At 61.1% G+C, this 21,823-nt stretch carries 17 protein-coding genes and 1 riboswitch; of the genes, 10 read left to right on the forward strand and 7 right to left on the reverse strand.

The window, feature by feature from the left end; all coding sequences use genetic code 11:
• Window positions 1-11: 11 nt before the first annotated feature.
• Together GM608_RS00135 and GM608_RS00140 are read right to left on the reverse strand one after the other, a co-directional pair.
• Entirely contained in the window at window positions 12-1,430 is a 1,419-nt protein-coding gene (locus GM608_RS00135; protein ID WP_043559646.1) for an amino acid permease, read from the reverse strand.
• 172 nt (window positions 1,431-1,602) lie between these two features.
• Window positions 1,603-2,232 (reverse strand): TetR/AcrR family transcriptional regulator, encoded by a 630-nt coding sequence (locus GM608_RS00140; RefSeq protein ID WP_333644787.1) that lies wholly within the window; start codon window positions 2,230-2,232, stop codon window positions 1,603-1,605.
• Between the two features lie 264 nt (window positions 2,233-2,496).
• On the opposite strand from GM608_RS00140, the gene GM608_RS00145 reads away from it, so the two are divergent.
• From GM608_RS00145 to GM608_RS00160, 4 genes are read left to right on the forward strand one after another with little or no spacing between them, the layout of a single operon-like run.
• Window positions 2,497-3,672 (forward strand): efflux RND transporter periplasmic adaptor subunit, encoded by a 1,176-nt coding sequence (locus GM608_RS00145; RefSeq protein WP_081562571.1) that lies wholly within the window; start codon window positions 2,497-2,499, stop codon window positions 3,670-3,672.
• Window positions 3,673-3,678: 6 nt separating this feature from the next.
• The gene (locus GM608_RS00150; protein ID WP_043559643.1) at window positions 3,679-6,822 is read left to right on the forward strand and encodes an efflux RND transporter permease subunit; all 3,144 of its coding nucleotides are present in this window, start codon (window positions 3,679-3,681) and stop codon (window positions 6,820-6,822) included.
• A gap of 2 nt (window positions 6,823-6,824) precedes the next feature.
• On the forward strand, window positions 6,825-8,312 hold the full coding sequence (locus GM608_RS00155; protein ID WP_408863020.1) for an efflux transporter outer membrane subunit: 1,488 nt from the start codon (window positions 6,825-6,827) through the stop codon (window positions 8,310-8,312).
• Between the two features lie 26 nt (window positions 8,313-8,338).
• On the forward strand, window positions 8,339-8,692 hold the full coding sequence (locus GM608_RS00160) for a hypothetical protein (RefSeq protein WP_052349007.1): 354 nt from the start codon (window positions 8,339-8,341) through the stop codon (window positions 8,690-8,692).
• Window positions 8,693-8,717: 25 nt separating this feature from the next.
• Here the strand turns inward: GM608_RS00160 and pnuC are convergent, their stop codons facing one another.
• Genes pnuC through GM608_RS00175 form a run of 3 tightly spaced genes read right to left on the reverse strand, consistent with a single transcriptional unit; the run spans window position 8,718 to window position 12,652 of the window.
• Window positions 8,718-9,293 carry a nicotinamide riboside transporter PnuC gene (gene pnuC / locus GM608_RS00165; protein ID WP_248630867.1) on the reverse strand — a complete coding sequence of 192 codons (576 nt, stop codon included), beginning with the start codon at window positions 9,291-9,293 and terminating at the stop codon, window positions 8,718-8,720.
• Window positions 9,294-9,296: 3 nt separating this feature from the next.
• On the reverse strand, window positions 9,297-10,421 hold the full coding sequence (locus GM608_RS00170; protein WP_333644789.1) for a phosphotransferase: 1,125 nt from the start codon (window positions 10,419-10,421) through the stop codon (window positions 9,297-9,299).
• Between the two features lie 2 nt (window positions 10,422-10,423).
• The gene (locus tag GM608_RS00175) at window positions 10,424-12,652 is read right to left on the reverse strand and encodes a TonB-dependent receptor domain-containing protein (protein ID WP_333644790.1); all 2,229 of its coding nucleotides are present in this window, start codon (window positions 12,650-12,652) and stop codon (window positions 10,424-10,426) included.
• Window positions 12,653-12,902: 250 nt separating this feature from the next.
• A riboswitch (TPP riboswitch) is annotated at window positions 12,903-13,017 on the reverse strand.
• A 159-nt stretch (window positions 13,018-13,176) separates the two neighbouring features.
• Between GM608_RS00175 and rpe the strand changes: the two genes are divergently transcribed.
• Both rpe and GM608_RS00185 read left to right on the forward strand, forming a co-directional pair.
• On the forward strand, window positions 13,177-13,851 hold the full coding sequence (gene rpe, locus GM608_RS00180) for a ribulose-phosphate 3-epimerase (RefSeq protein WP_081847690.1): 675 nt from the start codon (window positions 13,177-13,179) through the stop codon (window positions 13,849-13,851).
• Between the two features lie 3 nt (window positions 13,852-13,854).
• Complete coding sequence (locus GM608_RS00185) at window positions 13,855-15,498, forward strand: heparinase II/III family protein (RefSeq protein ID WP_052349005.1); 1,644 nt, start codon at window positions 13,855-13,857, stop codon at window positions 15,496-15,498.
• 72 nt (window positions 15,499-15,570) lie between these two features.
• Here GM608_RS00185 and tyrS read toward each other — a convergent pair whose 3' ends face one another.
• Both tyrS and GM608_RS00195 read right to left on the reverse strand, forming a co-directional pair.
• Window positions 15,571-16,821, reverse strand: a complete 1,251-nt coding sequence (gene tyrS, locus GM608_RS00190) for a tyrosine--tRNA ligase (RefSeq protein WP_277129205.1) — start codon at window positions 16,819-16,821, stop codon at window positions 15,571-15,573.
• Between the two features lie 45 nt (window positions 16,822-16,866).
• Complete coding sequence (locus GM608_RS00195; RefSeq protein WP_043559620.1) at window positions 16,867-17,559, reverse strand: alpha/beta hydrolase; 693 nt, start codon at window positions 17,557-17,559, stop codon at window positions 16,867-16,869.
• A gap of 324 nt (window positions 17,560-17,883) precedes the next feature.
• On the opposite strand from GM608_RS00195, the gene GM608_RS00200 reads away from it, so the two are divergent.
• The 4 genes from GM608_RS00200 to mnmA are packed head-to-tail and all read left to right on the forward strand — an operon-like array spanning window position 17,884 to window position 21,668.
• Complete coding sequence (locus GM608_RS00200; protein ID WP_086431858.1) at window positions 17,884-19,092, forward strand: cysteine desulfurase family protein; 1,209 nt, start codon at window positions 17,884-17,886, stop codon at window positions 19,090-19,092.
• Between the two features lie 7 nt (window positions 19,093-19,099).
• Window positions 19,100-20,233 (forward strand): cysteine desulfurase family protein, encoded by a 1,134-nt coding sequence (locus GM608_RS00205; RefSeq protein ID WP_333644798.1) that lies wholly within the window; start codon window positions 19,100-19,102, stop codon window positions 20,231-20,233.
• 32 nt (window positions 20,234-20,265) lie between these two features.
• Window positions 20,266-20,580 carry a ferredoxin family 2Fe-2S iron-sulfur cluster binding protein gene (locus GM608_RS00210; RefSeq protein ID WP_043559617.1) on the forward strand — a complete coding sequence of 105 codons (315 nt, stop codon included), beginning with the start codon at window positions 20,266-20,268 and terminating at the stop codon, window positions 20,578-20,580.
• Window positions 20,581-20,591: 11 nt separating this feature from the next.
• Window positions 20,592-21,668, forward strand: a complete 1,077-nt coding sequence (gene mnmA, locus GM608_RS00215) for a tRNA 2-thiouridine(34) synthase MnmA (RefSeq protein ID WP_333644791.1) — start codon at window positions 20,592-20,594, stop codon at window positions 21,666-21,668.
• Window positions 21,669-21,823 lie beyond the last annotated feature (155 nt).

Below are 21,823 nucleotides of genomic sequence, written 5' to 3' on the forward strand. Positions count from 1 at the left end.
TGCCGGGTCCCTCAGGACTCGGCCTCGTCATCATTGCGTTTCAGGAGCAGCCAGCCGCCATAGAAGATCAGGGCCAGAACAGGGATGGAACCAACCGTGATGGTGCCGGATGGATAATCAAAAGCCATCATGATCAGGACCATCACCAGGAAGGCCAGTGTCAGCCAGCCTGTATAGGGGGCTCCCGGCATGGCGAAGCCCGTCCTGGCGATGCGCCCCTGTTTTATGGCTCTGTGCAGGCGCAGCTGGCAGAGCAGGATGGTGGCCCATGTCCCCAGAATCCCCAGAGAGGAGATGCTCAGCACGATCTCGAAAATCTGCGTGGGGTACAGATAATTCATCAGTACGCCAATGAGATAGATGAAGAGTGTTGCCCCGATCCCCACATAAGGGACGGCATTGCGGTTCAGCTTGCTCATGGCCTGTGGGGCAGAGCCACCAAGGGCCAGGGCACGCAGGATACGCCCTGTGGAATACAGGCCGGAGTTGAGGCTGGAGAGGGCGGCCGTCAGCACCACGAAATTCATGATGCTGTCAGCAGCAGGCAGGCCCAGCTTGTGGAAGAAGGTGACGAACGGGCTTTCTCCGGCATGGTAGGCCGACCATGGCATGAGGCAGACCAGCAGGGCGACAGACCCGACATAGAAAACCACAATGCGCCAGATCACGCTGTTGACGGCATTGGGGACGACCTTGCGGGGGTTTTCACACTCACCGGCGGCAATGCCGATCAGCTCTGTTGCAGCATAGGCAAAGACGACACCCTGGATCAGCATCAGCGAGGCAACGACTCCGTGCGGGAAGATGCCGCCGGACTCGGTAATGAGATGGAGACCCGGCGTGTATGAGCCGACGTGCGTGCCGCTCAGCAGGACATAACCGCCCACGCTCAGAAAGATGACCAGCGTGAGGACCTTTACCAGTGAGAACCAGAATTCAATCTCACCAAAGTACCGCACGCCTGTGAGGTTCACCGCTCCGACCACAACCAGAGCTCCCAAGGCAATCAGCCACTGGGGAATATGGCCGAACATCGGCCAGTAATGGATGTAAAGCGCAATGGCCGTGATGTCGACGATGCCGGTCATGGCCCAGTTGAGGAAGAAAAACCAGCCAGCCGCATAGGCGGCGCCTTCTCCAAGAAACTCACGGGCATAGGTGACGAAGCTGCCGCTGCTGGGCCGGTACATCACCAGCTCCCCCATGGCCCGCAGGATCATGAAGGCACAGATACCGCAGATGGCATAGGTGATGGCCAGCGACGGCCCAGCAATCTGGAGGCGGGACCCCGCCCCCAGGAACAGACCGGTGCCGATGGCTCCACCGATGGCGATCATCTGCACATGCCGCCGGCTCAGATCTTTCTGGTAACCTTCATCCGTGGCGCTGGCCTGTCTGGGTCTGGTCTGGTCGGAGGGAGATGTAGTCATGCGATGATCCTGCAATGGTCGGTCTAGAAGGCCCATGGCCCGGCAGGGTGATACCTTTTCGCTTCCGTCTGGTCTGCCATGTGTTTTACGAATAGATTCTATAACTAACACTAAAGGCTTTGCCAATGCGCAGCGGAAGGAAAGAAACTTTTAACAACCTATTATTTTGCGGTTACTGGTCTGCCATGCCTGTCATGCTGGCTCTGGTGCGGCATCCATGCAGGAATATGCGGATTCCTTCTTCCAGATAATGGTGCAGGTTTTCCCTGTCACGTGCCGGCCCGCAATGGGCAAGCCGGGACAGGATGGGGCCGCCGATGGTCAGGCCGAAAAGGTGGTCTGCGGCATCGGCAGCATTGCCAAAATGCAGCAGTCCGGCCTTTTTCTGTACCTCAAGCCAGTTCTGGATGTTTGTCTTGCTGCCGGCGTTATGGAAGAGCTCTGCCATGAGCTGCTGGATGGAGGGGGAACGGTTTGTTTCACCGATGATGGTGCGCATCAGGCCGAGGCGTTTTTCGCAGAGGAGAATTTCCGCCATCTGGAACACCATGGCACGGAGCTGGTCTTCCATCCCGGTTTCCGGGATGGGGGAGGGGGTAAGCGGGACGAAAAGCTCGGAGAGCAGGAGCTGTTCCAGCAGGTTCCGTTTGGAGGGGAAAAAGAGGTAGAGCGTCTTTTTCGACATTCCTGCATGGTGGGCGATATGGTCCATCGTGGTGTGATGGTAGCCCTGCTGTTGCAGCAGCGTGCAGGCGACCCGGAGAATGGTGCTGCGGCGGTCCGTGTCATCATGAGGCTGCATGGCACCACGCTCCTTGCGAGATGGAAGAAGAAGTTTTGCCTTGTGCCCGATTCCGGCATGGGTCTGTCAAGCCCTGCATGAAAAGAGACCGTTTTCATGATCTTTTTGTGAGAAGAGAGCAGGGATGGGATTGACCGGCGGGGAGGAAACTGGATAGTTTCCGCTTTCACTACGTTTTTTTCATGGCGTGATATGGTGCAGGCGGTCTTTTTTGCCTGTAGCTTTGTTGCCCCATGTCCATTCCTCAGAGAGGCCGTCACGTTTATGCTCATGTTCCGCCCGAAACTGGCTGTGCGTCTGTCCCAGACGGTCATTTATGGCAGTACGGCCCTGCTGGGTTTTGGGGTTCTGGCCGGATGTCAGAAGAAAACGCCCCCAGCACCGCCGCCCCAGTCCGTTGCCGTCATGACACTGCACAGGCAGAGCGTTCCGCTGGAAACATCACTCCCGGGTCGGACGGATGCCTACGAACAGGCACAGATTCGCCCGCAGGTCAGCGGCGTGCTCGTTTCCCGCACCTTTGAGGAGGGCAAGGACGTACAGGCCGGGCAGCCTCTCTATCAGATTTATATTGCACCGTTTCAGGCGGCGTATGACCAGGCCCGCGGGCGGTTGATGGAGGCCCAGGCCAGCGCCATCCGTGCCCATGCCCAGCTGAAGCGTTACAAGGCTCTTGTCGGGCCCAGGGCCATCAGCCGTCAGGAATATGACAATGCGCTGGCTACGGCCCGTCAGGCGGATGCCGAGGTGGTGCAGGCACAGGCCGCCGTCGAAACGGCCCAGGTCAATCTCAACTACACTCATGTGCAGTCACCAATTGATGGACGCATCGGCCGGACGCTTTACACGGCAGGTACACTGGTCACGGCCAATCAGAGTACCCCCATTGCCGTGGTTACACGGCTGGACCCGATCTATGTGGATGTCAATCTGGCGGCAGAAGACATGATCCGCCTGCGGCGTGAGCTGGCATCTGGCCAGCTGGAGCGGAACGGCAGCGAGGCCGCCGTGACGCTGGAACTGCCAGATGGCTCCACCTATGGTCAGACAGGTCAGCTGAAACTTTCTGAAGTGACGGTCGATCCCGGTACGGGGACGCTGGTGATGCGTGCTGTCATGCCCAACCCGGACAAGCTGCTTCTGCCGGGCATGTTCGTCCATGCCCACATCAAGGAGGGCAGCGACCCGAATGCCCTGCTCCTGCCGCAGGTTGGCGTGCAGCGGACGCCCAAGGGTGAGCCTTATGTCATGGTGGTGGATGGGCAGAATCACGTCCATCTGCGCATGGTCGGGCTGGGGCAGACAGTTGGGGCCCGCTGGATGGTTACCAGAGGCTTGAAGGATGGGGAAAGGGTGATCGTTGAGGGCTTGCAGAAAGTTCATCCTGAAGGGGAGGTCAGACCCCATGAGGTCAGTCTGGCTGATCTGGGGATGGAGTAACGGCCCATGTCACTGTCACGTTTCTTTATCGACCGCCCCATCTTTGCCTGGGTGGTCGGGCTGATCATCATGCTTGTGGGTGGTGTGTCCATCACCCAGATGCCAATCGCCCAATATCCCACCATTGCTCCGCCGCAGATTGCTGTCAGTGTGGATGATCCCGGTGCCTCGGCCGATACAGTCAACAACACGGTGGTACGGCCCATCCTCCAGCAGATGTCTGGTCTGGACCATCTGGAGTATCTGTCTGCCCAGTCCTATGGCAGCGGCCATATGGAGATTGACCTGACCTTCGAGCAGGGGACGAATCCCGACATCGCCCAGGTGCAGGTGCAGAACAAGCTCCAGCTTGCCCAGCCCCGTCTGCCGCCCGAGGTGGTCAGCCAGGGGCTGAGTGTCACCAAGGCAGCCAAGAACTTCATGCTCGTCATCGGCTTCATCTCCACGGACGGGAGCATGAACGGGAAGGACATTTCGGATTACGTGGCGTCCAACGTGATGGACCCGCTGTCCCGCATTTCCGGTGTGGGGGATCATACGCTTTTCGGGTCCGAATATGCCATGCGCATCTGGATGGACCCGGACAAGCTGTACAAATATGGCCTGACCGTGAGTGACGTGCAGAGTGCCATCCAGAGCCAGAACATCCAGGTGGCATCCGGTGAGCTGGGCGGCCTGCCTGCCCGCAAGGGGATCGGGCTTGATGCCAACATCATCGGCCCTGTCCGCCTGACGGAACCGGAACAGTTCAGCAACATGCTGCTGAAGGTCCAGCAGGATGGCAGCCAGGTCCGCATGAGAGATATCGGGCACGTTGAGCTGGGGGCACAGAGCTACAATTTCACGTCCCGTTACAACAACAAGCCGGCCACGGCCATGGCCCTGAAGCTGGCCCCCGGTGCCAACCAGCTTGTGACGGAAGATGCCGTCCGGGCGAAGATTGCCCAGCTGTCGCAGTTCTTTCCCAAGGGGTTGAAGGTCGTCTACCCGCTGGATACGGCACCGTTCATTACCCACTCCATCGAGGAGGTGATCGAGACACTGCTGGAGGCCATTGCGCTGGTCTTCATCGTGATGCTTGTCTTCCTCCAGAATTTCCGGGCGACCCTGATCCCCACCATCGCTGTTCCGGTGGTGCTGCTGGGAACGTTCGGCATCCTGTCGGTGCTGGGTTATAGCATCAACACGTTGACCATGCTGGCCATGGTGCTGGCTGTGGGGCTGCTGGTGGATGATGCCATCGTGGTGGTGGAAAATGTCGAACGTGTGATGAGCGAAAAGGGCCTTTCCCCACGGGACGCCGCCCGTGAATCCATGGATGAGATTTCTGGAGCGCTGGTGGGTATCGTGCTGGTCCTCAGTGCGGTGTTTCTGCCCATGGCCGCCTTTGGCGGGTCCACCGGGGTGATTTACCGTCAGTTCTCCATCACGGTGGTGGCGGCCATGTGGCTGTCCGTTCTGGTGGCCATGGTCATGACGCCGGCTCTTTGTGCCACCATGCTCAAACCCATGAAACATGAGGTCCATTTCCGTCCGGCAGTCTGGTTCAATGAGCGGTTCGACTGGCTGACGAAACGGTATGTCAGTGGCGTGCGCCGCATGTTGCATTTCCGCACCCCTGCCATGATCGTTTTCCTGGCCCTGACAGGGCTGGTGGGCTTCCTGTTCATGAAGGTGCCAACGGGCTTCCTGCCAGACGAGGATCAGGCCCTCATTTTCGGGCAGGTCAGCATGCCTGCTGGGGCAACCGATGCGCAGATGGGGGCCGTCAACCACCGCATCACCGAATACGTGCTGAAGACCTATGGCCGGGATGTGGAATCCGTCTTCACCATGAATGGCTTCAGCTTCGCCGGGCAGGGGCAGAATGCCGGTGCGTTCTTCATCAGGCTGAAACCGTGGGACAAGCGGCCTGGTTATGCACATTCCAGCATGGCCATTGCCAACAGAATCATGGGGCATTTCTGGGGGGATCCGGCAGCGCAGATTTACGCCCTGAACCCCCCTGCGGTGATGGAACTCGGTAATGCCACCGGGTTCGATCTGGAGCTGGAAGATAACGGCCATATCGGTCATCAGGCCTTCCTTGCCGCCCGGAACAAGCTTCTGGCAGCGGCGTCCAAAAATCCGCTTCTGTCCGCTGTGCGCCCGATGGGGCTGGAAGATGCCCCCCAGTTTGTATTGGACCTCAACCGTGAGAAGGCCAATGCACAGGGCATCAGCAATGCGGAGCTCAACACGACGATCCAGGGGGCCTTCGGCTCGATTTACGTCAACCAGTTCACCCGCAATGACCGTGTAAAGCAGGTCTATATCCAGGGTGAGCCTTTCTCCCGCATGACGCCAGAGGACCTGAACCGCTGGTATGTCCGCAACAATCTGGGGGACATGGTACCCTTCAATGCGTTTGCCACGGGCCACTGGATTCTCGGTGCGCAGAAGGTGGAAAACTATAATGGCTTGAATTCCTATGAGATTCAGGGTGTGCCTGCCGTTGGGGTCAGTTCCGGCCGTGCGGTGGAGGAAATCGAGAAGATCATCAAGACCCTGCCGCCGGGAGTGGGGCATGAATGGACGGGCCTGACCTTTGAGCAGCTGGCGTCCGGCAACGCTACGGGGCCGCTTTATGCGCTGGCGGCCATTGTGATCCTGCTCTGTCTGGCTGCCCTGTATGAGAGCTGGGCCATCCCGTTTGCCGTGCTGCTCGTGCTGCCGCTGGGTGTGCTGGGGGCCATCGGTTCGACACTCTGGCGTGGGCTGAGCAATGACGTCTATTTCCAGGTCGGGCTTCTGACAACCGTGGGGCTGGCCGTGAAGAATGCGATCCTGATCGTGGAATTCGCCAAGGCCTTTTATGAGCAGGGCGACACGCTGGAAGATGCTGTCATGAAGGCCGGGCAGGAGCGTCTGCGTCCCATTCTGATGACCTCCATAGCTTTCGTCTGCGGTGTGTTCCCACTGGCTATTGCCACGGGTGCCGGTGCAGCCTCCCGTGTGGCGATCGGGACCTGTGTGGTAGGCGGTATGCTTACCGCTACCATTCTGGCCATCTATTTCGTGCCGCTGTTCTTTGTGGTTGTGCTGCGTCTCTTCAGGGTCAGGCGGCTTTCGGAACAGCCTCATGCAGGGCAGGAAGGAGATCACGCATGACCATGAAGCAGCACGGCAGGAACAGGGCCGTTCTTGCAGGGATGATGGGGCTGGGCAGCCTGCTGCTGACTTCCTGCAACCTGTCTCCGAAATATCATCGGCCGGATGCGGCCGTCTCGCAGATCTACCCGGCCGATGCAGAGATCAGGCCGGGCCAGCCTGCCCATCAGCAGGTGTCCGATCTTGGTTGGGAAGATTTCTTCACCGATCCACGGCTGAAGGCCCTTATTGGTCTGTCCCTTGCCAACAACCGGGACCTTGCTGCCCAGATGGCCGCCGTGGCGGCCGAACAGGGGCAGTATCAGGTGCAGAATGCCGCTCTGTTTCCGACCATTTCAGTCGGGGGTGGTGCACAGTATGTGGGGCCGTCCGATACGGCCGGGTTCGCCTTCGCACCGGGGTCTGGCACATCGGTGTCCACCCTGCGTTTCTATCAGACGTCCATCGGGTTTTCGTCCTATGAGATCGACCTCTGGGGACGCATCCGCAATCTGAGCCAGGCCCAGAAGGAACAGACGCTGGGCACGGTCGAGAATCTGCGGAACCTGTGGATCACCACCGTCTCACAGGTGGCAAGCACCTACATCCAGTGGCTGGCGGATCGGCGTCTGCTGGACCTCGCCCACCGTACAGCCCGTACGAGGGCGGATACATGGCGTCTCAACAAGCTGGAATATGATCATGGCGAGCTGGATGCCCTGACCTTGGCCCAGAGTGCGACCGAGCTGGAGCAGGCACGTTCTGACGAGGAGAAGGAAACAAGGGCTGTGGCGGATGACGAACATGCGTTGCAGCTGCTCGTCGGCACGCCCCTGCCTGCAGACCTGCCGCCGCCCCTCCCGATGGGACGGCAGACGATGATTTCCGACCTGCCAGCCGGTCTGCCGTCCGACCTGTTGCAGCAGCGGCCCGACATCATGGCGGCCGAGCACAGCCTGCTGGGGGCCCATGCCTCTGTCGGGGCGGCCCGGGCCGCTTTCTATCCCCGTGTGACGCTGACGGCGAGCGAGGGGACCAGTTCTCTCCAGTTCCGCCGCCTGTTCAGCCATCTGGCCGAGACATGGGGCGTCTCCCCCAACATCAGCATCCCGCTGCTGACATGGGGTGTCAATGAAGGGAACCTGCGGACGGCCAAGGCCAAGCTGAAGCAGGGCATTGCCGAATATCAGAAGGCCATCCAGTCGGCCTTCCGGGAAGTGTCCGATGCGCTGACAGCACGGGAGACATACCGTCGGCAGGACAGTCATATGATCGTGCTGGAAACACAGGCCCAGCGGGCTTACGATCTCGCCCGGATGCGCTATCATGCTGGCATCGACAGTTACCTGACCACGCTGGTGCAGGAGCGCCAGCTCTATCAGGCCCAGCAGACCCGCATCATGGTCGAGGCGGCACGGTTTCAGAACATGGTAACGCTGTATCGTGCCCTGGGTGGCGGCTGGAGCCGCAAAAGCCAGGGGACATCAAACACACCACCCGGCCATCTGTAAGGGGTCGGGCCGAGGGGAGACGGCATATGCGTTTTATGAAACAGGCTGGCCTGCTGGCAGGAACTGGCATGATGCTGATGGGCGTGGCCGGACTGGCTCCTGCGCAGGCTGATGAGGCTGATTCGGTTGTCAGAAAGCCGATGCCCGGCTCGTCCCTGCCCAGGGTACATGCCGATTATAGCATGTTTCATTTTGTTCCCCGGGGTGATGAGGTGACCGTGCAGCCCGAGCGGAACCGCCTGCTGTTCCGCAAGAAAAGTGGTCAGCCAGATGGCTATGGCGAACGCCGTGGGGCTGCCATCGTCTATTATGATTCCAGCGGGAAACCCGTCCGCATCCAGCGTCTCACGCCGGAAGAGCTGGATCGGATGAACCAGTAGGAACGGTCCTGCCTGTTTCGGGGGGTCAGCGTTTCCACTTCCAGTAGCCGTAGAGGCCGAGGCCGGTATAGCCGGCATAGAGCAGGGCCGTGATGGTGAGAGAGCGGTTGATGAACAGGCCCGTATAGATCACGTCAATGCCGGACCAGAGCAGCCAGCTCACACGGTGGCGCCGGGCTGTCCAGAGCTGGGCAAGCAGGCTGGCTCCGCTCAGCCCTCCATCCAGAAGAGGAGTTGGGTCGTCACTCCAGCGTTGCAGGGCCAGAATCCAGAGAATGGAGAGAATCAGGAAGAAGCCCGTCTCCAATATGGCCCGGTTGAAGGCGAGAGGGCGGGCGGGCAGGTCATCTGCCGGGCTGGATGGCCTATCGTGGCGGAGGTTCCCTCCGGCCTGTTTTTCTCGTGCCCACAAGGCCCAGCCATAGAGGATGGCGATGCTGAAGACACCTTGCAGCACCGTGTCTGCATAGAGATGGGCCTGGAAGAATACCGTGCCATAGAAGAGCGTTGCCAGCAGGGAGATGGGCCAGCCCATCATGAGGCGTTGTGCTGTCAGCCAGACGCCGGAGGCACTGAGCAGTGCGGCGATCAGTTCCGTCATGGGTCAGTCTCTTTCCAGCATGGCCAGCAGGGCCCGGCCACGCTCCGTCTGGAACCAGCGTGCATGGCCGATGAGGTAGTCCCGCCGGGATATGTCGGCGGCGTTCCTGTTGCCGAGGACATGGCCGTAATAGGCAACCTCTGAAAGGGCAAAGGTGACGTGGCAGAGGGGCAGCCAGCAGGCGGTGAGGCGTTTCTCGGCAGGGCTGCGGGGCCGCTGGACATCATAGGCGTGCAGGAAGGCCCTCAGCTGCTCCTCATGCACGGTCGGGTAGCCATCCGGGGCCAGCCAGCTGATGAAGCTGCGTTCCATGGCCACGGCGAGGTCGAAGCTGGCACTGGTCAGGTCACACATGCCGAAATCGAAGGCACGGGCAGCCACGAGCCCATTACTCTCCCTGTGCCAGAGGAGGTTGGCCCCGTGCCAGTCCCCATGCCCCCAGAGGGGGCGGTCTTCTGGCAGCAGGGGGAGCAGGGCTTCATGGAACGGGGTCAGAAGGGGCAGGACATCCCGTTGCAGCGATGAGAGGGGATATGTGTCTGTCAGCCCTTCCTGTCGGGTGATCCACGGGATCAGGCTGTCCGCCAGTCTGTCGCCCAGCAGGGGATGCCGGGCGGAAATGAGGGGTGGGTCATGGCGTGGTGGGGCCTGATGGCCCTCGCTGGCCTGATGCAGCCGTGCCAGAAGTGTTCCGCTGGAAGCCGCCTGTGCCGTGTCGTGATAGGGCCGCCATGAGTCCAGCCCCCGATAGGCGTCCTGCTCCGTGTAAAGGGGGAAGGCTTCGTAGGTATGCTCGGGCGTGGCCAGGGCGGTCCGGCCATCCAGCATGGGCAGTGGGGCGGCGGCTGGCAGGCCCCGCTTTGCCAGATGGCTGGCGAAGCGGTGTTCTTCCGTCAGTGTTTCCACAGAGCGCAGGGCACGTCCGTGGCGTTTGAGGAACAGCCGCCCCCCATCTTCCAGCGCCACGATGGCCGAGGCGGAGAAGGGGCGGCGGCTGTGCCAGAGGAGGGGATTCCGGGCGGGCCGGACGCCCCAGTGCGGCAGAAGGGCCGTGACGTCACCGTCTGTCAGGGGAGGCCAGACGCAGCCATTGTAACCGCTTTCCAGACCAAGAGGGCGTGCCGACATGCTCAGAATCCAGCCGTCAGGCTGGCAAGGGCGGCGAAGGGGGCCCCGATATAATAGCCCGGGGCCGAGCCGCTGATCCGCCCGCCATGAAGGCCGGTCGTGTCATGGGCATTCAGGGTGGTGGAGTTGATGCCCGAGAGATAACGCTGGTTGCTGATGTTGCTCAGGTTCAGCCGCAATGTGGGTTGATGCAGGAAGCTCACATTGTTGAAGCGGTAACCAAGGGTTAGGTCGGCTGTCATGATGGCAGGGATGCGCTCGTCATTCATGAAGGTGGAATATTGATGGCTCATGTAATGCATGGAGATCATGCTGAAGAAGTGCCCATCATCATAGCGCAGGCCTGCTCCTGCCTGAAAATGGGGGCTGCGGACGGCTGTTTTGCCCGCTGTGGGCAGGATGTCGCTCCCGGCGGCGATGTTGTTGTCGATGGTGGCATGGAGATACTCGAAGGACGCATAGGGGCTGATATGGTGCCATGGGCGTGTACCGAGCTCCACATCCACACCGCGGGAGGTCTGTTTCCCGGCATTGATGGTCGTGGTGATGTTGGGGTTGCTCGCTTCCCCGGTCTGTACCTGCCGGTTGCGGAAATTATAGTTGAAGAAGGTCAGGCTGGCTGTCAGCCAGTCTCCCGTGCGGCGGTAGCCGAACTCTTCGGAGACGGAATATTCATTCTTCAGGCGGTTGGTTCCGGCCTGACTGATGGAACCGTTGGGTACGCCATTGGCATCCACACCGGCATAGCTGTTGTAATAAGTGGGAACAGCCGGTGTCCGGAAGTTGGTGTTCACGTTGAGGAAGAGTTGATCCTGTTTCGTGAAGTTCCAGCGCATTCCGAAGCGTGGCAGGGGCTCCTGCCTGTTGCTGGAGATGTTGCGCTGCGGCCCGGGTACGTCATTGGTTCCCCAGCGATGCAGCATGACCTCTTTGAAGCCGATATCCATCACCAGCCTGTCCTGCATCAGGGAGATGTGGTCTCCCACATAGAGGGCATTGGTCTGGGACATGGTGTGAAAGCTCCCGGCCAGATAGGGGTTGCCATCCGGCATGAGGATGCGGCTGCGTTTTTTGTCCGCCCAGATATTGGCGGCAGAGCCATCACTTCCGACAGATGTGAAGGGTTGTGGTTCGTTATCGTCTGAATAATCGTACCAGTAGCCCATGACGAAGTCGTTCCATTTATATCGGGCATGGAGAGCCATGTTCACGCCAGAGCGGTAGCTGCGCTGGGTGTAGTCGGCCCGTACGGTCTGGCCGTCCGTCACGGGCAGGGAGGTGACGGGCTGGGTGCCGTAATAGTTCCCCGTGCTGGAGAGTGTGGAGCCGGAGGGGAAGTTGCCATAAGCCCGCTGGGCATAGGGGGTGATGTCGAAGGAGAAACGCTGGTTGAAGTGCAGATGTACCGGCGCACCGACATAAAGCGTCTCCTCCGGGTCGCGGGAGAGGCGCCAGTAACTGGTGCTGTTCTCGCCGGGCTCGAAATGCTGGGTCAGTTTGCCGCTATGGGTGCCGTAGGTTTTCCAGTCCTCAAGGGAGGTGAAGGGATAATAGCTGGTATTGGCCCTGTTCCATGATCCCAGAATGCCCGCCTGATTGCCTTGCCCCCATTCTTTGAGCAGCCGGAAATCAATATGCTGGCGGGTATCATAGCCGCCACTGCGCCAGTTATCCGCATGTGTGTTGGAGTAGGAGACAAAGCCTCTCACGCCGCTATGGCCTATCTCACCCGTTTCCAGCCGGATGAAACCCCGCCTTGTATTGAAGGACCCGTAGGAGAAGGAGGCCAGCCCACCGGGCTTCAGGGACGGGTCGAGGAAAGAGAGCTTCATCAGCCCACCGGCGGCGTTGAGAACCGGGCTATCCAGATCGGCTGACCCCTGCTGGAGACCGACCTTGCTGTAATTCTCCGTATCGGCGAACTGGTTGGGGTACCCGCCATAGGAGGCAACATCGTTGAGCGGCATGCCCTCCAGCACGTAGCCCAGGGCATCACCGTTCAGGCCGCGGACGCTGATGTTGGTGTTGGGCGAGATGCCGAAGGGGTCGGATGTCATGACATTGGCACCCGGCAGGACGGACACGAGCTGGAAGGCCGAGGCCGTAGGCGCCTGTATGTCCATGTAGCTCCGGCCCACCTCGCTGATGGCTTGCGTGCCATGCTGGGGCTGGATCAGCCCGCCGCCCCGCTGCATGGTTTCCGGGGCCGCCCGGGTAGTGATGTATTCCACCTTTTTGGCCTGTACGGCTTTGGCCGGTCTGGCATGGGAAGGCTGTTGGGCCGGGTGGTGGTGTGCCGCCGACGGATGAGTCGGTTTTCCTGAGTCTGCCAGTGCCAAGCCGGGGCTGCACAGGAGCAGAAAGAGAGGGGCCTTTTTGTGGCTGGAAAAAAACAAGCGCATGGAATCTTCGCCTTCGGAGCACGATGGTGAAGGTTCGCTGTGCAGGCGTCAGTTCAGGGGAGATGACGGGGACATCCCGTTCCGTGCTGTTTTCCTGTCCCTTCGCCGGTACGAACCGGATCAGGTTCAAAGGGTTGGATGGGCCGGACCCATCCTCTCAGCCTTGTATGGTGAAGGCACCCCTCGGAACATTGCCCCCTGTTAGCAGAGAAGGCAGATCGTGTCCATTTTCTGTCATCTCTGTACAAATGAATGGCCATGTACCGGCGCAAAATGGGCTTCTCTTGTAAAAAAGCCTTATTCTGCCAATATCGGATGAAAATATGCATCTTCAGTTTTCAGAGAGAGGTTACATGCCCATCATCGCACCGAGCCTGCTTGCCGCCGATTTCTCCAATCTGCGTCATGAAATGGGCAGTGTGGCGGAGGCACCATGGCTGCATCTTGATGTCATGGATGGGCATTTTGTTCCGAACATTTCCTTTGGTATGCCCGTCATCAAGGCGCTGCGCCCTCACAGCAGGGCGCGCTTTGATGCCCACCTGATGATCGAGCCGGCAGATCCCTATCTGGCTGCCATGGCAGAAGCGGGAGTGGACCACATCACCGTGCATGTGGAGGGGAATGCCCATCTTCACCGTACTCTCCAGAGCATCCATGCGCTGGGTTGCAAGGCAGGTGTGGCCATCTGCCCTGCCACGCCGCCGGAGGCTCTCTCCGAGGTCATGGACATGGTGGACATCATTCTGGTCATGACGGTCAATCCTGGTTTCGGAGGGCAGAAATTCCTGCATGGCCAGTTGGCCAAGATACGGACCCTTGCCGGGATGATCCGGCAGAGCGGCCGTGACATCGTGTTGGGTGTGGATGGTGGTATTGATGAGACCACCACCCCACTGGTGACAGAAGCCGGAGCAACCATGCTGGTGGCTGGTTCAGCCATTTTCGGCAGGGATGACCGGGCGGCAGCGATCCGGGGCCTGCGTGCGGCGGCCAAGCCTGCCACACTGGCCCCATCAGGGGAATGATGGTTGTTTAGGTCCTTCAGGCGGTATTTCCGGTTGCTGCTCGTCTCCCTGCCCCAGCGGCAGCATGAGGGGACAAGCCCTGTCTGTCTCTATCAGGACAGGGAAGAGGGCGATGTGGACCAGGGCGCCCTGCTGACGGGGGGTGTGTTCCGTTTTGCCCAGAAAACCTACAGCTTGCCCCTGCGGGGGGTCTGGCAGAGCAATAGCTGGCCGGAGGATGTCCGGCGCTGGTTCTATGGGTTTGACTGGCTGAAGGACCTGCGGACCTTTGGTACGAATGGAGCCCGGCTTCTGGCGCGCTCCATGGTGGCATCATGGGCAGACCGCCCCCCGGCTGACCCTGTCGCCCGGGAAAGCAGCGTGATGGGGCGGCGGCTGGCCAATTGGCTGGGGCATTATGAGTTCTGCCTTTCCACGGCTACGGAAGGGACGCAGCAGCTGGTGCTGGATGCCGCCGTGAAGGAGGCCCGTCGTCTTTCGGCCATGCTGCCTCTGCCTCCCATGGGGTGGGAAGGGCTGGCTGTTCTGCGGGGCTTGCTGGCCGTCTATATGGCCGTGCCGTATTATGATGGGTTCTTCAAACGGTTTGAGCAGCAGCTGCCGCTGGAGCTGAAGCGCCTGCTGGGTGATGAGGGCATTGTGGCCGAGCGCAGCCCGGAGGCCCAGTATCGTTGCGTGCAGGAGCTGACAGCCATTCAGGGCATGTTCACCACGTTGCAGTGGATGCCGCCGGACTGTGTCCCGGTGATGCTGGGGCGGGCCTGTGCCGTGTTGCGGGCCTTCTGCCATGGGGATGGGGGGCTGGCCCTGTTCAATGGGTCGCAGGAGCGTGGTGCGAAAGCCGTGCAGGCTCTGCTGGAGCAGGCAGAGCGATACAAGGTAGTGGCCTCCAGCCTGAGCCGGGGCGGTTTTGCCCGCCTGACAGCCGGAAGGGCCCTGCTGCTGGTGGATGCCGCCGCACCACCGCCGCAGGGGATGGATGGTATGGCCCATGCCGGTACATTGTCTTTTGAGTTCTCCCACGACCGGCAGCGTCTGTTCGTCAATTGTGGGGCAGCGGAGGGCGGCCCCTGGCGGCGGGCCCTGCGCAGTTCGGCAGCGCATACGATTCTGGTCGTGGATGGTGAATCCTCGTCCGATTTCGGGAATGATGGCCACGTGACCCGCCGTCCCTCACAGGTACGCTGCGAACAGAAACGGCAGGGTCGTGTTCAGGAACTCCATCTGTCGCATAATGGGTACTACCCGTCCTACGGTGTCCTCTGGTCCCGTTCCCTGTTTCTGGAACCATCCGGGGAGGAGCTGCGTGGCAGTGAAACGGTGGAGGGGGAGCGGGATGTGTCTTTCATGCTGCGGTTCCACATCCATCCCGATGTCCGTGTGGAGCGGGAGGATGATGATATCCTGCTTCATGCGCCCTCAGAGCTGTGGCGTTTCCGTCAGACAGGTGGGGTGATCATGCTGGAGGATGATCTTTACATGGGACGGGGCGTGCCGGAACAGACAGCCCAGATTGTCGTCCAGTCCTGCCCTGGCCGTCCCCTGCCGCCTGCTGAGGAAGAGGCAACTGAAGCCGGGGGCAGGGCCGCCAAAGCGTCCAGACGCCAGCAGAAGGTGGACTGGGTGCTGGAGCATGTCCCACTATAAGGGTGTCAGGAACGCTGAACACGACAGGTATCGTGCTGTCGTGTCTGTTCTGTTCCGCCTGCCGGGGGGATGTTACCCCACCCGGACGAGGATGTGCTTCTTCTTGCCGGAGGACAGTTTCAGCGTGCCGTCCGTCAGGTCGGCGGGGGTGACGGTCTGGTTCTCATCCTTGATGACGACGTCATTCAGCCGGGCACCACCGCCACGGATAAGACGGCGTGCCTCGCCCCCGCTGGCGGCCAGGCCTGCCTCTGCAAAGAGCCTGAAGGCAGGCACGCCCTCGGCAAACAGGCTGGCGGGCACGGCAACTTCCGGCAGGGCGGCCTGGACGCTGCCCTGCTCGAACACCTTGCGGGCGGTTTCGGCAGCTTCCTCGGCGGCTTCACGGCCGTGGCAGATGGCCGTGGCCTCGGTGGCCAGAATCTTCTTGGCCTCGTTGATCTCTGCCCCTTCCAGCGCACCGAGGCGTTCACATTCCTCCACGGACAGGTCCGTGAACATCTTCAGGAAGCGGCCCACGTCGGCATCCTCGGTGTTGCGCCAGAACTGCCAGTAATCGAAGACAGGCCGCCGCTCTTTGCGGACCCACACGGCTCCGTTGGCGGACTTGCCCATCTTGGCCCCGGAGGAGGTGGTGACAAGCGGCGTTGTCAGCCCGAACAGGCGTGCCCCATCCGTGCGGCGGGCCAGGTCGATGCCGGAGACGATGTTGCCCCACTGGTCGGACCCGCCCATCTGGAGAATGGCCCCGTGGCGGCGGTACAGCTCCCGGAAGTCGAACGCCTGAAGGATGGAATAGTTGAATTCAAGGAAAGTCAGTCCCTGTTCCCGGTCCAGCCGCTGCTTCACGCTTTCGAAGGAAAGCATCCGGCTGACGGAGAACTGCACCCCGACATCCTGAAGCAGGCTGATGTAGGAGAGCCTGTCCAGCCAGTCCGCATTGTTGACGAGACGGCACGCCCCATCCTCAAAATCCAGAAACTGTCCCAGAGAGGCCCGCAGCCCGGCAAGATTGTGGGTGATGGTCTCGTCCGTCATCAGGGAGCGGGCCTCATCACGGAAGGAGGGATCGCCAATCTTTGCCGTGCCGCCGCCAATCAGGGCGATGGGGTTGTGCCCGTGCTTCTGGAGCAGCCGCAGCATCATGATCGACATGGCATTGCCCACATGCAGGGAGTCTGCCGTGGGGTCAAAACCGATATAGGCCGTAACGGGACCTGCCAGCATCAGCTCGTCCAGCGCCTCGAAATCGGTGCACTGGAAGATCATCCCACGGGCCTGGGCTTCCCGCAGGAATGGGCTTTTAAGTGATGTATCGGTCATGAAGGGCATCTTTCCTGATGGCTGTCCTGTCGGGGCGGAGCGGGCTTAGCCCACGGCCTCTGCCGCAGGCTGGATCATGGCGTCTTCAGGGGCGAAGAGATTCCGCTGGCGGGTCGTTACATGGTCCTCCAGCGCATCGGCAATCAGTTCTGCCTGCTGGGAGAAGATATGATCGGCCTCGGGGAAAACACGGTAATCCACCGTGACATTCTTCTGCGTGTTCAGCTTGTCCACCAGCTTGCGGATGACGGGCTCGGGGGCCATGCTGTCCTTTCCACCGGCGATCATCAGGCCGCTGCACGGGCAGGGAGCAAGGAAGTTGAAATCGTAATCGTCAGCCGGAGGAGCGACGCTGATCCAGCCACGGATTTCTGGCCGACGCATGAGCAGCTGCATCCCCACGAAGGCACCGAAGGAATAACCGGCGATCCACAGCTCCGAGGAGTTGGGGTTGATCATCTGCATCCAGTCCAGCGCGGCGGCGGCATCGGAGATTTCCCCGATTCCACCATCATACCGCCCCTGGGAGCGGCCAACCCCACGGGAGTTGTAGCGCAGGACAGAAAAGCCCATGGTCTGGAAACGGCGGTACATGGTGTAGGCGATGCGGTTGTTCATCGTCCCGCCATGCAGCGGATGTGGATGGATGATCAGGGCGAGAGGGGCGTTAGGGTCTTCAGAATGATGGTAATGGCCTTCGAGCCGCCCATCCGGGCCGGCAAACATGACTTCAGGCATGTGTCTCTCATCTCTTTGTCCACCCCGTTGCCTGCTGAAGGCCCAGAGCGGTTATGCGAACCGATAATGCCCGGGTCCCTGTCCGGGCCCGGGCATGATTTTACGCCCCGGGCAGAAGGCACGGCCCCAGTCCGGGAAGAACATACCGGCGTTGTATATCGGTTCCATCCTCGTGATTTCTACCAAAATCGACTCTTCTGCGCTGGTTTTTTCAAAATGGTAAAGAAGATTGTATCTATCATCCTGTTTGGGCAGGGTTTGTCATGGGGCTTGCGGGAAAGGCACTGTCCCGGATGTGCATGAGCGGAGCAGAAGGTTTTTTTCATGGTTCAGGATACAGCTGTGCAGCAGGGCCCTGTCTATCTCGATGCCAATGCAACCGAACCCCTGCGGCCTGCTGCACGGGCTGCCATGCTGGCCGGGCTGGAGCAGACAGGGAATCCGTCTTCTGTCCATGCCGCAGGACGCAGGGCCCGCATCATGCTGGAAGAAGCCCGCCAGACGATGGCCTCCGCTTTTGGCAGGGAGGCTGACTGCTGTGTGTTCACGTCAGGGGGAACGGAGGCGGATACGCTTGCCCTGCATGGCTTTGGTCGGGCGGAAGGCCGTGCCATTCTCATTGGTGCCACCGAGCATGATGCCATCCGCAAAGCTGCCCCGGAGGCGTCCCTCATTCCGGTTGACGGGCAGGGGGTGATCGACTGCATGGCGCTGGAGGAGATGCTGGCAGCCCATACTCCCGGAACAGGTGATCGGCCGGGGCCGCTGGTCTGCATCATGGCGGCGAATAATGAGACGGGGGTATACGCTCCCCTGCGGGATGTAGCCTCTCTCTGTCGCCAGCATGGTGCCTTTCTGCATGTCGATGCCGTACAGGCTGCAGGCCGGATGCAGGAGCGGGACGAGTTCTCACTGGCTCTGAAGGACGGGTCCCTGGCGGGGGCCAGTCTGGCCCTGTCCGCCCACAAGATGGGTGGTCCCAAGGGGGCCGGTGCCCTGCTGCTGCCGGAGGACAGGCCCCTGGCTCCCCTGCTGCCCGGTGGCGGGCAGGAACGGGGACGGCGGGGTGGCACACCGGCCCTTGCATCCCACATGGGTATGGCCGCCGCCCTTGAGGAGAGCCGGAAGCAGGACTGGACCCTCCTGGAGGCGCTGCGGGATGAGCTGGAGGGTGTCATGGTGCAGGCTGGAGCCCTCATCATGGGGCATGGTGTGGCCCGGCTGTCCAATACCATCAGTGCGGTCCTGCCCGGTGTGGCGGCCCAGATGCAGCTCATGGCGCTGGATATCGAGGGATATTGCGTTTCAGCCGGTTCGGCCTGTTCATCCGGCAAGGTGGCCCGATCCCATGTGCTGGAGGCCATGGGGCAGGGGGAGGCAGCCGGGCAGGCCATCCGTGTCTCGCTGCCGTGGAATGCCGAAGCTGGAGCTGTCAGGGCATTTGGGCAGGTTTATGCTCTCATGGCCCAGCGTTTTGCCGGACGTGGCCTTCTGAAACGCAGTTCTCTCCAGGGAGGTGGCCGTGCAACCTGAAGCTGATGTGATCTATCTGGATTACCTTGCTACGACTCCGTGTGATCCAGCCGTGCTGGAGACCATGCTGCCATGGTTCACACAGTACCCCGCCAATGCAGGGAGCCTGCATCTGCCGGGGCAGAAGGCCAATGCGGCCGTGGAGCAGGCCCGGGAGGAGCTTGCCGGGGCTCTCGCCGTCAGCCCGCAGGAGCTGATCTGGACCTCCGGGGCAACGGAGGCCAACAATCTGGCCATCAAGGGAGCCGCCCGTTTCCTGAAGGAACAGGGTGATGGGCGACGGCGCCTTGTCACCGTGGCAACGGAGCATAAATGTGTGCTGGAAGCCGTACTGTCACTGGAGGGTGAGGGGTTTGAGCCTGTCATCCTGCCGGTGGAGCCGGATGGCCGCCTGTCACCGGATCGTCTGGCAGAGGCCCTGAAGACACCCGCGCTGCTGGTCAGCATCATGGCAGCGAACAACGAGACAGGTGTGGTGCAGGACCTTGACCGCCTCATGCCGCTGGTGAAGCAGGCCGGCGCCCTGCTGCATGTGGACATGGCCCAGATGTTCGGCAAGCTGCCCTGCACGCTGGAGGGTGTCGATCTCGCTTCATTTTCGGCACACAAGATATATGGTCCCAAAGGCGTGGGAGCGCTGTATGTCCGGCGGCGGCCCCGTGTGCGGCTGCTACCTTTGTTTTCAGGCGGCGGGCAGGAGCGCAGCCTGCGTTCTGGCACGTTGCCGGTCCCGCTGATCATCGGCATGGGGAAGGCTGTCCGGCTGGCCGTGGAGAGCGGGAAGGAGGAGGCTGACCGTCTTGCGGGCTTGCGGGAGAGGCTGTGGCAGGGTATGCGGCAGCTGTTCCCGGTGGTGCGTCTCAATGGTGCGCCTGCCCCACGGCTGCCGGGCGTCTTGAATGTGTGCCTGCCCGCCGGGCTGGAGGCCCAGCAGGTCATGGCAGCAGTGCCGGGGGTTGCTTTTTCATCCGGTTCGGCCTGTTCAGCGGCATCTGGGGCACCATCCTATGTCCTCAGGGCAATGGGATTGACAGAGGCGGAGGCACGCAGGAGCTTGCGCCTGTCGGTGGGACGTTTTACCTCGGCAGGTGATGTGGAGTGCGCAGTGGCCCGTTTTGGGCAGGGCCTTGCCGGGAGGTGAGACCGCTGCATGGATACAGGGAGTAGGGACTTATGCCCCGGATGGTTTTTGTTGAGCGTGATGGTAGCCGCCACGAGGTGGAGGCACAGGCAGGTCTCTCCGTGCTGGAGATCGCCCATGAGAATAATATCGACCTTGAAGGGGCCTGCGAAGGCTCGCTCGCCTGTGCGACCTGTCATGTGATCGTGGACCCGGCCTGGGCGGACAAGCTGAAAAGCCCGACTGATGATGAGGAAGACATGCTCGACCTCGCTTTCGGGCTGGAGAAGACATCCCGTCTGGGTTGCCAGATCGTCATGACGGAAGAGCTGGACGGTCTCGTCGTCCATCTTCCCAAGGCTGGCTGAGGTTTCCAGTCATGCGCATCCTTGTGGCCATGTCTGGTGGGGTGGACAGTTCCGTGGTGGCAGCCCTGCTGAAGCGGCAGGGCCATGAGGTCATCGGAGCAACCCTCCAGCTTTACGACCATAGCGGTCCGGCGAAACCCGGGGCCTGCTGTGCTGGACGGGACATCATGGATGCCCGCATGGTCGCCGAGCGTATCGGCTTTCCCCATTACGTCATCGATGCGGAGAGCCGCTTCCGGGAAAGTGTGATCGAGAGTTTTGCCGATTCCTACGCTCGGGGGGAGACCCCCGTTCCCTGTGTGGCCTGCAATCAGGGGGTTAAATTCACGGACCTCCTGAACATGGCCCGGGACCTCGGCTGTGAGGCCATGGCAACCGGTCATTACGTACGTCGGCTGGAAGGCCCGGAAGGTGTGGAGATGCACCGCCCGATGGACCGGGACCGGGACCAGAGCTGGTTCCTGTTTGCCACGACCCGTGAGCAGCTGGAGTTCCTGCGCTTCCCGCTGGGCGAGATGCCCGACAAGGCCCATGTGCGTGCTCTGGCGGAGGAGCTGGGGTTGGATGTGGCCACCAAGCGGGACAGCCAGGATATCTGCTTTGTCACGAACGGCTCCTATGCCGGGCTGGTGGAGAAGATGCGGCCGGAGATTGAAGGGCCGGGTGACATTGTGGCTGAAGACGGGACCGTGCTGGGCCGTCATGAGGGCATTGCCCGTTATACGGTTGGCCAGAGCCGTCGTCTGGGGGATATTCATACGGGGACGGGGGAGCGCCAGATGGTCACGGCCATTGATGTGCCCTCCCGCCGCATCATTGTTGGCCCCCGCCGGAAGGTGACCAGTGATGAAGGCCGCCGGACCGTTCGCCTGCGGGATATGAACTGGTTGATTGACGCCCCGGCAGAGGGTGTGCGCTGTGGTGTACAGCTGCGGGCACGGGAAGGGCTGCGGCAGGCCCTGGTGCGGCCCCTGGAGGGGAACCGGGCCGAGGTGCAGCTGGATGAACCCGCCCTGCCAGCCCCTGGTCAGGCCTGCGTGATGTATGAGGGTGACCGTGTTCTGGGGGGTGGTTTCATCCTTGCCTGAGGGGATGAAACACACTGTTTCCCCAAGCCTTCACACAATATTTATCCAGCCCTTCGGGAGGGTTGTTCCGTCTCGCGGGAGCGGTCGATTGAAGCGGAGGGACGGACATTCCTTGCCGTGCTGCCTTTCTGGCATTCAGAAACGTTTCGTAACCC

Source organism: Bombella sp. ESL0380, assembly GCF_009725805.1.
In the GTDB taxonomy this organism is placed as follows: domain Bacteria; phylum Pseudomonadota; class Alphaproteobacteria; order Acetobacterales; family Acetobacteraceae; genus Bombella; species Bombella apis.

What these genes read in the sequence shown, in the direction of transcription:
- pnuC (WP_248630867.1), bottom strand. Translation starts at nt 9,293, where the DNA reads ATGACGGAACTGATCGCCGCACTGCTCAGTGCCTCCGGCGTCTGGCTG.
- GM608_RS00135 (WP_043559646.1), bottom strand. Translation starts at nt 1,430, where the DNA reads ATGACTACATCTCCCTCCGACCAGACCAGACCCAGACAGGCCAGCGCC.
- tyrS (WP_277129205.1), bottom strand. Translation starts at nt 16,821, where the DNA reads ATGACCGATACATCACTTAAAAGCCCATTCCTGCGGGAAGCCCAGGCC.
- mnmA (WP_333644791.1), top strand. Translation starts at nt 20,592, where the DNA reads ATGCGCATCCTTGTGGCCATGTCTGGTGGGGTGGACAGTTCCGTGGTG.
- GM608_RS00155 (WP_408863020.1), top strand. Translation starts at nt 6,825, where the DNA reads ATGAAGCAGCACGGCAGGAACAGGGCCGTTCTTGCAGGGATGATGGGG.
- GM608_RS00140 (WP_333644787.1), bottom strand. Translation starts at nt 2,232, where the DNA reads ATGCAGCCTCATGATGACACGGACCGCCGCAGCACCATTCTCCGGGTC.
- rpe (WP_081847690.1), top strand. Translation starts at nt 13,177, where the DNA reads ATGCCCATCATCGCACCGAGCCTGCTTGCCGCCGATTTCTCCAATCTG.
- GM608_RS00210 (WP_043559617.1), top strand. Translation starts at nt 20,266, where the DNA reads ATGCCCCGGATGGTTTTTGTTGAGCGTGATGGTAGCCGCCACGAGGTG.
- GM608_RS00195 (WP_043559620.1), bottom strand. Translation starts at nt 17,559, where the DNA reads ATGCCTGAAGTCATGTTTGCCGGCCCGGATGGGCGGCTCGAAGGCCAT.
- GM608_RS00170 (WP_333644789.1), bottom strand. Translation starts at nt 10,421, where the DNA reads ATGTCGGCACGCCCTCTTGGTCTGGAAAGCGGTTACAATGGCTGCGTC.
- GM608_RS00160 (WP_052349007.1), top strand. Translation starts at nt 8,339, where the DNA reads ATGCGTTTTATGAAACAGGCTGGCCTGCTGGCAGGAACTGGCATGATG.
- GM608_RS00150 (WP_043559643.1), top strand. Translation starts at nt 3,679, where the DNA reads ATGTCACTGTCACGTTTCTTTATCGACCGCCCCATCTTTGCCTGGGTG.
- GM608_RS00145 (WP_081562571.1), top strand. Translation starts at nt 2,497, where the DNA reads ATGCTCATGTTCCGCCCGAAACTGGCTGTGCGTCTGTCCCAGACGGTC.
- GM608_RS00200 (WP_086431858.1), top strand. Translation starts at nt 17,884, where the DNA reads ATGGTTCAGGATACAGCTGTGCAGCAGGGCCCTGTCTATCTCGATGCC.